Source organism: Stenotrophomonas maltophilia group sp. Smal13, from assembly GCF_030236855.1.
Taxonomy (GTDB): domain Bacteria; phylum Pseudomonadota; class Gammaproteobacteria; order Xanthomonadales; family Xanthomonadaceae; genus Stenotrophomonas; species Stenotrophomonas maltophilia_A.
Genome location: NZ_JASJSQ010000005.1, coordinates 35,142 through 46,717, shown reverse-complemented (window position 1 = coordinate 46,717; position 11,576 = coordinate 35,142). Strand labels below are relative to the sequence as shown.

The 11,576-nt window shown below is 66.4% G+C and carries 12 protein-coding genes and 1 pseudogene; 4 read left to right on the top strand and 9 right to left on the bottom strand.

Annotation, left to right across the window (positions count from 1 at the left end):
* The 5 genes from parA to QRO95_RS03185 form a co-directional block, all read right to left on the bottom strand.
* Nucleotides 1-464, bottom strand: a 464-nt coding sequence (gene parA / locus QRO95_RS03205) for a ParA family partition ATPase (RefSeq protein WP_285301642.1), incomplete at its 3' end; no start/stop codon positions are given.
* 241 nt (nt 465-705) lie between these two features.
* On the bottom strand, nt 706-1,560 hold the full coding sequence (locus tag QRO95_RS03200) for a replication initiator protein A (protein ID WP_033959586.1): 855 nt from the start codon (nt 1,558-1,560) through the stop codon (nt 706-708).
* A gap of 26 nt (nt 1,561-1,586) precedes the next feature.
* Nucleotides 1,587-1,871, bottom strand: a complete 285-nt coding sequence (locus QRO95_RS03195; RefSeq protein ID WP_011657225.1) for an AlpA family transcriptional regulator — start codon at nt 1,869-1,871, stop codon at nt 1,587-1,589.
* A 111-nt stretch (nt 1,872-1,982) separates the two neighbouring features.
* Entirely contained in the window at nt 1,983-2,750 is a 768-nt protein-coding gene (locus QRO95_RS03190) for a DUF2285 domain-containing protein (protein WP_033959583.1), read from the bottom strand.
* A 337-nt stretch (nt 2,751-3,087) separates the two neighbouring features.
* On the bottom strand, nt 3,088-3,438 hold the full coding sequence (locus QRO95_RS03185) for a DUF2958 domain-containing protein (protein WP_033959581.1): 351 nt from the start codon (nt 3,436-3,438) through the stop codon (nt 3,088-3,090).
* A gap of 318 nt (nt 3,439-3,756) precedes the next feature.
* On the opposite strand from QRO95_RS03185, the gene QRO95_RS03180 reads away from it, so the two are divergent.
* On the top strand, nt 3,757-4,050 hold the full coding sequence (locus QRO95_RS03180) for a helix-turn-helix domain-containing protein (protein WP_012467524.1): 294 nt from the start codon (nt 3,757-3,759) through the stop codon (nt 4,048-4,050).
* 70 nt (nt 4,051-4,120) lie between these two features.
* Here QRO95_RS03180 and QRO95_RS03175 read toward each other — a convergent pair whose 3' ends face one another.
* Nucleotides 4,121-4,435, bottom strand: coding sequence for a DUF736 domain-containing protein (locus QRO95_RS03175; RefSeq protein WP_033959579.1), 315 nt, complete (start codon nt 4,433-4,435; stop codon nt 4,121-4,123).
* Nucleotides 4,436-5,193: 758 nt separating this feature from the next.
* A complete protein-coding gene (locus tag QRO95_RS03170; RefSeq protein ID WP_153573931.1) occupies nt 5,194-5,355 on the bottom strand; it encodes a hypothetical protein in 162 nt (53 codons plus the stop codon).
* Nucleotides 5,356-5,703: 348 nt separating this feature from the next.
* On the opposite strand from QRO95_RS03170, the gene QRO95_RS03165 reads away from it, so the two are divergent.
* The 3 genes and pseudogenes from QRO95_RS03165 to QRO95_RS03155 all read left to right on the top strand — a co-directional run.
* Nucleotides 5,704-6,516: a hypothetical protein gene (locus QRO95_RS03165; protein WP_124180083.1), complete on the top strand. Its 813-nt coding sequence runs from the start codon at nt 5,704-5,706 to the stop codon at nt 6,514-6,516.
* A 60-nt stretch (nt 6,517-6,576) separates the two neighbouring features.
* Nucleotides 6,577-7,794, top strand: coding sequence for a DUF418 domain-containing protein (locus QRO95_RS03160; RefSeq protein WP_033959575.1), 1,218 nt, complete (start codon nt 6,577-6,579; stop codon nt 7,792-7,794).
* A 34-nt stretch (nt 7,795-7,828) separates the two neighbouring features.
* Nucleotides 7,829-8,011: pseudogene (locus QRO95_RS03155) on the top strand (IS30 family transposase); the annotation flags it as partial.
* A 294-nt stretch (nt 8,012-8,305) separates the two neighbouring features.
* Here QRO95_RS03155 and QRO95_RS03150 read toward each other — a convergent pair.
* Both QRO95_RS03150 and QRO95_RS03145 read right to left on the bottom strand, forming a co-directional pair.
* Nucleotides 8,306-10,354 (bottom strand): ParB N-terminal domain-containing protein, encoded by a 2,049-nt coding sequence (locus tag QRO95_RS03150; protein WP_033959574.1) that lies wholly within the window; start codon nt 10,352-10,354, stop codon nt 8,306-8,308.
* Nucleotides 10,355-10,433: 79 nt separating this feature from the next.
* Nucleotides 10,434-11,261 carry a DUF932 domain-containing protein gene (locus QRO95_RS03145; protein ID WP_285301641.1) on the bottom strand — a complete coding sequence of 276 codons (828 nt, stop codon included), beginning with the start codon at nt 11,259-11,261 and terminating at the stop codon, nt 10,434-10,436.
* Between the last annotated feature and the right edge of the window lie 315 nt (nt 11,262-11,576).

Genomic DNA, 11,576 nt, shown 5'->3' with positions numbered 1-11,576 from the left:
GCTGCCCTGCCGATGATGGTGGTGCTGACGCGCCGGTTGATGACGAAGGCCGCGCGCAGCGCAGGCCGGAACACCTGTGCCTCGCGGATCAGCGAAACCATCTCGGCGCTGGCCCACACGTCGTAGGGGCTGGGCTGTACCGGGATCAGCACGCGCTCGGCCGCCAGCAGCGCGGAGCGCGCCAGGGCGGCGATGCGCGGCGGGCCGTCGATGATGATGTGATCGGCGCGACGCGCCAGCTCCGGCGCTTCCTGATGCAGCGTTTCGCGGGCGAGGCCCACGGCGCTGAACAGCCGGGGCAAGCCCTGCTGGCTTCTGCGCTGCGTCCAGTCGAGCGAGGAACCCTGCGGGTCAGCATCCAGCAGGATGACGTGCAGGCCGCGCATCGCCAGCTCGCCGGCGATGTGGGTGGCGAGCGTGGTCTTGCCGACGCCGCCTTTCTGGTTGAGAAACGCGACGATCATGGCGCGGCCCTCCCTGCGGGAAAGTCGGCTTGGCTGTGCCGTTTTGCGGTTATCCACCGAAACGGCGCGCTTCTACTAAAAGTTAGAGATTTATAGTTAGGTAAGTTAGAGGGGACGAAAACCCGCGCCGTTATTGGCTTTGCGGCGTTTTCGTACTCCTGATAGCACGAGGGTCGTACTCCTGATAGCACGATACCCGGTACTCCTGATAGCACGAGGCCGTCCACAGGTTTTCCCGCAGTTATCCCCGTGCCGTGGGCGGCACGGGCCGGAAGGTCAGCAGCTCCGTTCCGTCGTCCGGCATCCGCGCGATGCCGAGGACGTAGCCGGGCAACGACTGCCGCGCCACCAAGGCACGCAGGTCGTAGGCAAAGTCCGAGAAGCGCGCCGCGCTGCCCGACTTGCGGTACAGGTGCCGGAAGTCGAATTGCCAGCCGTGCTCCTGCCGCCCGCCGTGCTTGCGCACCAGGCGGTATAGCCACCGCTCGATGCCGCCTTTGAGCCGGAAATACGCGGGGTCGATGGTCAGCACCAGGGCGGCGTCGAGCACGCCCGCATAGAACCAGTCCGGCAGGATCAGTTCGATGCCTAGCGGTGTGCCGCTGCCGTCGGCCAGCTCGCGCCATTCGTTCACCCATGAAAAGCGATGCAAGCGCCTTCCCGTGGTTTCGCGGATGGATGTGGCCACCGTGGTCGATTGCAGCCGATCCAGCGCGGCTTTCAGGCGCTGATAGTCGTTGAGGGACGTGCCGCGCCCGATGAAGCGCAGGATTTCGTAGGGCGTGGTGCGTATCCAGCGCGACGGGTGCAGGCCCGCGTCGCGCGCCTCCACGATCTGCGAGGCGGCCCATATCAACAGGTCGGCATCCCATATCGTTGCGATGCCGTGCTCCTGCGTGCCTTCCACGCGGATGGTGACGCCACCCGCCCGGAAGTCGATCGGCGCGACGCGCCGCGACTTCGCCAGCGAGAAGAACGGAAAGGCCATCAAGTCCTGGCTGTCGCGGGGTGCCATGTCGCCCGGCAGCGCGCGGAACAGGTCGAGCTGTTCCCGCTGCTGCGATCGCTGCCCCGGCGGCAGCGATGGGCTGGACATGACGATGGCCACCGGCGAGCCGACGATCAGCGGCCATCACGGTAGTCGCCCGCGTGACGCTCGGCATATTCCGGGTCGGACGTGGCCTCGTAGCTGCGCTGGTCGGCCCAGGCATCGAGGTCGGACACCGCGTACATGACGCGGCGGCCGAACTTGCGGAACTTCGGGCCGCCGCCGATCACGCGCTGTTTCTCCAGCGTGCGCGGCGACAGCCGCAGGTACTCGGCGGCTTCGTCGTTGGTCAGATAGCGTTGGGGCTGCACGGGCGCAGCGACGGCAGCGGCGGCAGGCCGCAAGGGAGCGGGTCGCATGGGATGTACCTCCATCAAGCCCGGCCACACCACGCGGCCGGATAGAGGCACTTTCAAGAAAGCAAGGCTGCTTGCTAAGGGACGTTCTTCAAGGGACGCGAAACGTCCCCCCTAGTGCAACGGTGGCGAAAGCTGTGCCAGGCGGCGGTAGCCGCCGCGCATCAGCGCATCGCCCCGGCGCACCAGCCGCCGCACGCGGGCGCGCAAGGCGCTGTCCTTGTGCCAGTCGGCCGCGACGGCATCCGCGCCGAACAGCCCTTCGGCCACCACGCGCAAGGACGCGCCCGCGAGGGTCGCGTCGAGCACCTGCAAGGTGTGCAGTTCCAGCAGCGCGGCCGGCGTGGGCCGGGAACGGGCCGCCGCCGCAGGCGCGGCACCCGTGACCACGGCCAAGGTATCCAGTTCGGCCGCGAATGCGCGGTAGCGCGCGCAGGGCGTGGCGCAAGCGCGGATGGCATAGAGGTAGGCCATGCCATCTTCCAGGCCCGGCGCGAGTGCGAGCCGCACGCAGCAGCCGGGCCAGCGCGATACCAGCACCAGGCGCGTGCCATCGTGGATCAGGTGTTTGCGTCCGGGGACGTTCCAGAACTCGAAGGCATCGGCATTGGGCGGCGGGTCGGCATCCGGGTAGAGCTGCACCACCGCATCGTGATCGGGGAACCAGGCCGGATGCGCGTCGCGCGCATCCAGGGCGGGATCTTCCAGCAGGCGCAGTCCCCAGCGCGCGGCGGCCTCTGGCCGGCGGCGTCGGCGCAGCCAGTCGCGGCGGTAGTCGGGGTGGCGGCGCAGGTATTCCCACGCCAGCGCGGGGCCGTCGAGGTGCAGCGTGTAGAGATACGCGGCGGTCGGATACCAGTGTTCGGCGCTCGGGTCAGCCATGACGCAGCCTCCTGTCATTCAGCAGGAACGTCGCCACGGATTCCGCCGTGCGGGAGCTATCGAGTCGCCATCAAGTCGTCATCGAAATCGGGATAAGCTGTAACTGCTGGTGTCAAGACTGATTCGCTCCAGGGCATTGCGGAAATCGTCTGAATGCGACGGCTGCGCCGCCACGAAAATGGCGCGCAGCCTGGAGCACCGTGCAGCAGCCCGCACCAAAGATCATGACTGTTTGCAGCAGAAGCGCACCGCTTCGGTGCAAGAGTGTGGATTCAGACCGCGCAGGTCTTGGGTAAGACTGAAATAGTCAGAATGCGCTGTCGTTGGCCGGGACTGCTCAGTCGGTGATCGAGCCGTTTTCCTCGGCCAGACGCAGGTACTCCGACAGCAGCCGCACCGGCTGGAAGTAGCGATCGCGCATCACAGGTTGCTTGTGCGGCCCGACGATGGACGCCAGATCGAACAGCTTCACATGGCCCAGGCCGGGCATGCCTATTCCCAGGTCGATCAGCCCCCAGGCCGTGTCGCCATCGGCCGGGTCGAGCGCGGCCAGCAGCCAGGTGGCGTGCGCGTCAGGGGTGAACAGCCGCACCACCGGCATCGGGTCGATGCTTCGGCCAGCGGCGCGTGCCGCGCCGACGGCAAGCAGTTGCGCCTGCTGTTCAGCGGTGACGAGCGGCTGGGTCATGGCCCGAATCCCCACGCATCCGAGGATGCACGGATACGATTTTCCACCGAAGCGCGGAACCACCGAAGCGGATGCGTGCCTTGGCGGGAAAGCACGAAGGCGCAAGCCATCGAATCCGTACATGCACGGAAACGCAGAAGCGGATTTACGCAGGCCAGGAAAGACACGGATGCGGTTCCCCGATTCTGTCGGAATCCGCCCATGCGGATTTCCGTAAAAGCACGAAAGCGGTTCGGCCAACAGGAATGAACACTTTAGATTGTAGCCCTATTGGGTGCAATGGGCTGTCATTTTGGTTTTTACGGGGAAACCAAGTTGGTGACAGCGAAACACTCATTGGCAACGGCAATACGGACGGTCAGGAAAGCGCGCGGCTTGAGCCAGGAAGCGTTCTCCGACGTTTCCAGCCGTACCTACATGAGTTCGCTGGAGCGCGACTTGAAAAGCCCGACCATGCACAAGCTGACCGAGCTGTGCGAGGTCATGGACGTGCATCCGCTCACGCTGCTGACGCTGGCCTATGCCGGCGACAGCACGCGCAAGGCCGATCAGCTTCTGGCGCAGGTGCGCCAGGAGCTTGAGGCGGTGTTGAAGGAACGCGACACGCCGTAGGCGCGTGCGTGACGTGCTGCGCCAGCAGCACGGCGCCCCGCCGCAATGGGCGGGGCGCGGTGGGCGGCCGTCAGGCCGCCTTGGGCTTGCTGCGCGACCAGATCAGGTCGTGCGTGCCGTCCTCGTTCTCGATCAGGCGGGCATAGACCGTCGCCGGGAACGAAGGATCGTCGAGGGATACGGACACGTAGGGCCGCCCGGCTTCGCTGGTCTTCTTCCACGCCGCGCCGATGTCGTGGCCGGCCGCCTGAAGGCGGAAGTCGGGGGCGTTCTCGGTGTCGCCCTTATCGTTGGGAATGAGCTTGACCTTGACGTTCAGGGTCAGGGTGCGGAGCTGGCCGGTGAAGCCGTCTTTCTCTGCGGTGAAGGTGCCGATGTTAGCCATGATGTTTCTCCTTTCGGGTTGAACAAGGTCGCGCCAGTGCGTCCTTGTTGTGATCCGGCCGGCGGGGGATGGGCTGGCCGCACCGCGCAGCGGTCGCAACACCGTGGAGAGCCTGGAAGCGAAAAGAATTTGTCCCGCGAGGAATGCGCGCAGCGCAGGGGAAATTGTTTTCGCTGGAAGGTTGCGGCCATGAAGCCTAAGGCGCAGCCGCTCCCTCGCCAGGATTCACGACAAGCCAAGGACGCACGGGCCGCCCGCTCTCGAATGGAGAGATGGCCGACTCGGCATCCCCGCGTGACGGTTTCACCGGCTTGCGCCCTGACGCGGGCAAGGACAACACCCCAACGACGAGCGAGAACGCTCCTTGCCGCTGATTGCAACGACGTGGTTGAGGCGTGGCGTGGATGCTCCATAGCGAAGCCGGGTGGCGTGTCGGTGAACCGTCCTTCGTGACGTACAGGCGCGAACCGCCAGCGTCGAGGACGGCACGCTTTGGCACAACCTGCCGCAGCAAGCCGGGGCGTAGCCCCACAAGCCCCACCCATTGCGGCGGGGCGCCATCGAAACCTTGCCCGCGCAGCGGGCGCCGATCGCCGTACCGCGTGCAAGGCACTTGCACGTCCGCCACGTCGCCGCCTGGTCGAAGGCGGCGACGTGGCGATTTTGCTTTGGACGCTGGAACCGGGCGCGGCCATCGCCGCGCCCGGATTTTCGACCACCGTCCCCAAGGCGGAACGGCTTGGGGCCGGTGCCGCTCGCTATTCCTTGGTTTCGATGATCCACCACACCGAACGCGGCAAGGGCTGGCCGCTGATGGGGTGAATGTCGATGAGGTCGGCGCAGGCCGTCCAGCCTGCGGATTCCGGTTCAGCTGTACAGCCGTGCCGGTTAAAGCTGGACACAACGCTGGTGCTGGACATGCAATCCGGTGCTGATCATCCCGGATCATCAACTGGGCCTGGAGGTGTGCAGGTCCCGATGTTTTGCCAGCAGCTTCCAATGTGGTGCGCACTGGCTAGTTTGGCTGCTGCAGTCAGCTGGCTGGCGGCAGGGGGCAACTAGCTGGCGATATGTACTACGGGTCGGAAATGGACATTAGCACTGCCTTCGCCTCGCTTGTACCTTCTGTTGCCGGCCGGGAACGGAAAGCGCCAGAGGCACGCCGGCGCCACGACCCGGCCCTTCAAGCGCTCTGCCCGGTGACAGTCGGCCCCTGCCAAGGCTCGTCAAGAATGTGCGGCCCAAAGCATCGAAAGTGACTTCTGGCCTTGAGAATCCTCATCCTGGACCGAAACAATGGCGGCGCCAGTTCGTTCTGGCCAATCAATGGGATTCGCATGTTCAGGCCCACTGGCCGCTATCTGCTATTCTTGGCCGCGTCGACCTTGCTTCTCGTGGAGATCCACGAGCAGGGCCACGCCATCGCCACGCGCCTGCTGTGCGGTGGCTGGGCAGACCGCGTCTTCGACAACGTGCTGACCTACAGCGGGTGCAGCGCCTCCAGCTTGGCCGTCGTAGATCTGGTCGGGCCACTGTTCTCGTACGCGATGCTGTGGACCGGCGCACTGATGTCGCGGCGCCAGTCGCCGGTGACGCGCGGCCTCGGCCTCAGCCTGGCCTTCGCTTCGCTGCCCCTCGCGCGTGTTGTTCCGCAGGTCCTGGTGGCCTTGGTCGCCGGCTCCACGTCTGACGAGTATGGCTTTGTTCGTCGAATCGCCGGCGATGCCATCGAACGGGCCGGCGCGGGCGGGTTGGCGCTGCTGGCCGCGCTGGCGTTGACCTTGCCGCCCTTGCTGATGGTGTGGCGACAGCTGCCGATCGGCCGCCGCGGGCGCACGATGAGCGGCCTGTTGTTCCTGCCGTTCGTGTTCGTCATTCTCTGGGCGGCCACGCTCAATAGCGCCCTCGCGCACGGCGTGCTGCATCAGGCGCTGTTGCCGGGTTGGCCCACGCTGCTTGCGGTGCAGGCCGCCGCGGTCGCAGGCGTCGTCTGGCTCCTCCGCGATGAGGTCCGGCGGCTGGTTGAAGGCGACCCCGCCCCCGCAATGACGGACATGAGCGGCGTCCCGAGTCGCCCATAGACCCGAAGAATTCGCATCGAAACGCGCGCCGCCGGCGCAATACCGATACAAGGGGAAACGATGAAGCTCGATTCTGGTCCGCGTCCGCCATCGGAACGGCACGATGCGATCGACGCACTGCGCGGCTTCGCCCTGCTGGGCGTCTGCATGGTCAACCTGGTATCGCTGAGCCTGTACGAGTTTCTCGATCCACAGCAGCAGCCAGGCCACGGCTTCGACGCCTTGGCCAGCGAGGCGATGGACTGGCTGGTGAACATCAAGTTCATCACGCTGTTTTCGCTGCTGTTCGGCCTGGGCTTCGCGTTGCAGCTCGAGCGCGCATCGGCCCGCGGGCAGGATGGCGTCCGCCGCTACGTGCGGCGGCTGGCCGTCCTGCTGGCCATCGGCGCGGCCCACGCGTGGTTCGTGTGGTGGGGCGACATCCTGTTCACCTATGCGATCGTCGGCCTGCTGATGATCCCGTTCCGGAATGCGTCTGACCGCATCCTCCTGATCGCCGGGCTCGTCGTCGCGATGCTTCCGCCGTTGCTTGCGCCGGCGGTCCGCGCGGCCCTGCCGGAACTGGCGACGCAGGCGGCGATGTACGGCCGGGCGCTCGAAGCGTTCTCGTCCCCATCGTGGTCGCAGGCGTTCGCGTTCAACATGGAGATGTCCGGATGGGCGCGCATATCCAACTGGGCACTGGTGTGCTTCGTGCTGGGCCGGTTCCTGCTGGGCTACTGGGCCGGGCGGAAAGGCCTGCTGCAATCGCCCGACCGGCACCTCCCTCTGCTGCGCCGGATCCTCGCCGGCGCGTTGGTGGCGTGGCTGCTTTCCAGCCTGCTATCGCTGGTGCAGGCGCCGATGCGTGCCGTCTGGCCGGCCATCGACGTGGAACCGGTGAAAATGGCCATCCGCATGCTGTTGCGCGTGGGGCCGCTTGCGCTGGGCATTGCGTACGCCGTCGGCTTCGTCCTGCTGTTCCGTAAGCCAGCATGGTCGCGCAGGCTCGCCTTCCTTGCTCCGCTGGGGCGCATGGCCCTGACCAACTACCTGACGCAGAGCCTGATCGGCATCGCGCTGTTCTACGGCATCGGCTTGGGTCTCGGCCCTGCGCATGGAATGGCCGTGGTGCTGCTGGCGTGGGCGCTGGTACTGGCGCTGCAGATCGCGTGGAGCCACTGGTGGCTCGAGCGCTTCCGCTACGGTCCGGTCGAATGGCTGTGGCGATGGCTCACATACGGAGAGCGGCCACGGTTGCTGCGTGGCTCGATCGCGGAAGTGGATCCGGTGCATTGATCGAATCGGGCTGGCATCGTCCGCTGTCGGCTGCGGTTCCAAAGAGAACACCAACGGCGTGCTGCGGCGGTACTTCCCCAAGGGAATGGACCTGTCGCCGATATCGCAGGCCAAGCTCGATGCCGTGGCGAGAGAGTTGAACGGTCGTCCCCGGAAGATGCTAGGCCATGAAACGCCGGACGCACGATTTCGACAAACCGTTGCATCGACCCGTTGAAACCGCAGTCGAAGGCGGACATTCCACTGGATTGCACACCTGCCACCTGTCCAGCACCAGCGCCGTGTCCAGTTCTAACCGGCACGGTGTCCAGTTGATACCAGCATCCGCACCAGCCCGAGGGCGGACGGTAGCCGCGCACGTCGCCTTCGCCGTGCCAGCGGCGAGCGCGTACCGTGCCGGGCGCATAGGTCGCCGCCATGCGCGGGCGGCTGGTGGTGGTGCGGGTCATGGGGGCGTCTCCTTCCAGCGAAGCGCCCCGGTCAAGGCCGGGGCGCTTGCCTTCGGCGCGGGTCAAGCGGCCAGTGCCTCGGCGGGTTCATCCGCCATTGCCTCGGCATCCTCCGGGGCATCCTGCGCCTGCGTTTCCTGCGGCGCAGCTTCCGGGCCTTCGGTCTTGAAGATGGCGGGCATCCAGCCCGTACCATCGGCCAGCCGTTCGGCTTCGCTGGCAATGTTGGCCTTCTTCAACTTCGCCAGTCGGGCAGCGTGCGACGGTGCGAACTCGCCCACGGCTTCCAGAATCGCGGCCTTCGGCACATGCTGGAAATACCCGTCAGCGGTGGGCTTCCACCATGCGGCCATGTCCAGCCCCACGGCCTGCGCCAGTTCCGCGCCCGGCTGGTGCGCCGTGGCGCGAGGCGTCACCACGTCCACGGTCGCCGCCACGCATACCGCCAGCACCCGCACCAGTTCGCCTTGCTCCATCGCCAGCAGCGCGGCGAACAGTTCGGCGCTGTCCTGCGGCAGCGCTTCGCCCGCGACCTGCTGCAACTCGCGCAGGGCGACGGCGGCGGGCGACTCGGGCCAGTCGGGGGCCATGCCTTCCAGCCGGTCTTGCACTTTCAGGCCCACGCCCAGTGGCAAGTCGTGGCCGTAGTGGCTGTCCTGCAAGACGCTCTGCACCATGCCATGCACCAGCGCGGCCAGCGCGACTTGCGGATGCCGGGCGACTTCGATTTGCAGCGCGGCGGTGCGGTGCGCGCTCAAGCGCTGCGCCAGCCGGTCGGACAGGCTCGCGGCCCTGAGCTGCTCGGCGTCCTCGCCTTCGTCGTCGTTCCCGGCTTCGCCTTCCGCGCTGCCGAAACCCTGCCGCAAGCGTTCCAGCGTGCGCAGCGCCTTGGCTTCGGCTTCGCGCAACAGCCCGCGATGAATCACGGCTTCGCCGTTGCGGTCGAGCGTGACGATGGCACCGGCCACGGCGCGCACGTCCTGGGCGTAACCCTGCAAGGCTTCCTCCACGGCTTGCAGTTCCCCGGCGACCTGTTCGCGGCGCGGTTCCAGCGCTTCGGTCTTGTCCTCGTCCTCGGCGCCGCAGGCGTCTTCCAGTTCGGCGTCAATCTTGTCGAGGCGGGTTTGCAGCGAGGCGATGCGGCGGGCTTCGCGGGCGTTCGGTTCGCGGCGCTGCCGTGGCGCGTTCTGGAACGCCTGCCGCTCGGCGTAGCTCATGTGCGGCACGGCTTCCACCCACGCCCAACCCTCGGCGCGCATGTCCCCGGCCAGTGCATCCAGCTTGCCGCGCACCAGCGTTTCCAGCAGCGCGGCGTCGGTCAGGTAGGTTCCGGCATCGCCTTCCGCGAACAGGTCGCGGCGGATGCCGCCGCCCGCCGCCGTGTAGGCGTCCAGCCCGGCGAAGCGCACCAGCGGATGCGTCGCGTCGATTTCGCGTTCGGTCAGGCGTTCGCGCAGCGCGGAAGCGCCACGCTGCCATTCGGGCGCACCGTAGAACGCGCTTTCCTGCGCGGCGTGGTCGTCGGTGATGGTCAGGGCCATCAACTGTTCCAGCGTGACGGCTCCGGCCCGGTAGTCGGCCAGCAGGCGCGGCGAGACGTTGGCCAGCTTCAAACGGCGCTGCACTACCAGCGGGGACACGCCGAAGTCGGCGGCAATGTCTTCGATGGGGCGGCCTTCCTTGACCAGTGCGGCGAACGCCTCGAACTGGTCGGCCGGGTGCATCTGCTCGCGCAGCAGGTTTTCCGCGAGGCTGACGGTACGGGCCGAAGCGTCCGGCACCAGCAGGCAAGGCACCTCAAAGTCGGCGGCGATGCGCTTCTTCTTCGCCAGCAGCTTCAACGCGGTCAGTCGGCGGTCGCCCGCCACCACTTCGTATTGCTCGCCATCGGCGGACAGGATGACGACAAGGTTTTGCAGCAGGCCGATGCGGGCGATGCTCGCGGCCAGTTCGGGAATGGACAGGCGCGGGGTCTTGCGTGCGTTGCGCTTGGAGCGACGCGGCAGCAACTGCGAGAGCGGAACCAAAATCAGGTTCTTGGTCGGGTCGGCCACTTCCAGCGGCGCGGCGGTTTCGATGGCGCGGGTTTCGGTTTGGGTAACGGCGTTCATGGTGATGACTCCTTGCGGTTAGGGATGCAGCAGCGAGAGAAGCGGCAAGGGCTGCTGCCTGCCCCTGCCGCGTGGGGATTCAGGCTTTCAACTGGCGCAGGCCATCGGCCAGCAGCCAAAGCGCACGGTTGAGGCGGATGTTTTGGTCGATGCCCTGCACCGGGCGGGTTTGCTGGCGGCGTCCGTTGGCGCTGCGCCCGCGCAGGCCGCCTTGGGTCAGGTTCTCTTGCGTGCGGTTGAACACGCTCCACAAGTCCGGGCGGCGGTCATCAAAGCGGCGCGGCATCAGGATTTGCGATTCCGTGATTGGCGCGGGCTTGTCGGGGTCGTCGTACTTGAGGGCCAGCGCGGCGCGGGCGAACACTTCGGATTCGCCATCGTTCAAGGTGATGGCGCGCATGGAATCGCGGGATTCCTGCACGCGGTCGAAGCCGCTCAACACTTCGTAAGCGCCTTCGATTACCAGTCCGGCCACGTCGCCTTTGTGGGGCACGCGCACGTCTGCCACGGTGTCGCCGCAGACAAGACCGTTGCTGCACACGAACCGAAACATGCCCGCGAGCATTTGGTAAGAACTCGTGCCGTCGTGGGAATTGAGCAGCACGATTTCATTGGCTTCCGCGCCGTTGATCTGGCTTGCATGGCGCAGGCGCAACATGTGTTTTGTGTGTTCGCGCTTACCTTCGTCGCGCACGCGGGTCTGGCACGCCATGAAGGGCTGGAACCCTTCTTTGCGAAGCTCCGCCAGCACGGAGGCGGTGGGGATATAGGCGTACCGCTCGGAACGGCTTTCGTGCGGCGCGTCCGCGAAGATGGACGGCGCGACCGTGCGGATTTGATCGTCGGACAGCGGGTAATCGCTGCGCAGCGACGGGGAACGGGAAGCGAATCGGGATGCGAGTTGCATGGCATTTCTCCTGACGAAAAGGGTTTGCTGTTCAAACCGCACACCGGATTCCTAGATTCGGAAGCCCAGCCTTTCGGCTGTTCGGTGCGGTCGGCACGAGGAACCCGGTTGGCCTCGTTGCCACCGTCTTTCCTGAGTTCATCGCCCAGCGGCCAAGGAGCGCGCGGACGGGGGCCGTCAAGGAGGCAAGCGCAGGGTTGGTGCGGCCCGCAGGCGCAGCCGAGGACACGGCCCTGCGCGCCTTGACGGCACACGGGAGCGGGCTACGGTCGCGGGCAAGGTGATGAAGTCAGGGGAGACGGCTGGACAAGGCAA

Coding starts and splice junctions, on each gene's coding strand:
- QRO95_RS03200 (WP_033959586.1), bottom strand. CDS start 1,560: ATGTCCAGCCCATCGCTGCCGCCGGGGCAGCGATCGCAGCAGCGGGAA.
- QRO95_RS03195 (WP_011657225.1), bottom strand. CDS start 1,871: ATGCGACCCGCTCCCTTGCGGCCTGCCGCCGCTGCCGTCGCTGCGCCC.
- QRO95_RS03190 (WP_033959583.1), bottom strand. CDS start 2,750: ATGGCTGACCCGAGCGCCGAACACTGGTATCCGACCGCCGCGTATCTC.
- QRO95_RS03185 (WP_033959581.1), bottom strand. CDS start 3,438: ATGACCCAGCCGCTCGTCACCGCTGAACAGCAGGCGCAACTGCTTGCC.
- QRO95_RS03175 (WP_033959579.1), bottom strand. CDS start 4,435: ATGGCTAACATCGGCACCTTCACCGCAGAGAAAGACGGCTTCACCGGC.
- QRO95_RS03170 (WP_153573931.1), bottom strand. CDS start 5,355: ATGTCCAGCACCAGCGTTGTGTCCAGCTTTAACCGGCACGGCTGTACA.
- QRO95_RS03160 (WP_033959575.1), top strand. CDS start 6,577: ATGAAGCTCGATTCTGGTCCGCGTCCGCCATCGGAACGGCACGATGCG.
- QRO95_RS03150 (WP_033959574.1), bottom strand. CDS start 10,354: ATGAACGCCGTTACCCAAACCGAAACCCGCGCCATCGAAACCGCCGCG.
- QRO95_RS03145 (WP_285301641.1), bottom strand. CDS start 11,261: ATGCAACTCGCATCCCGATTCGCTTCCCGTTCCCCGTCGCTGCGCAGC.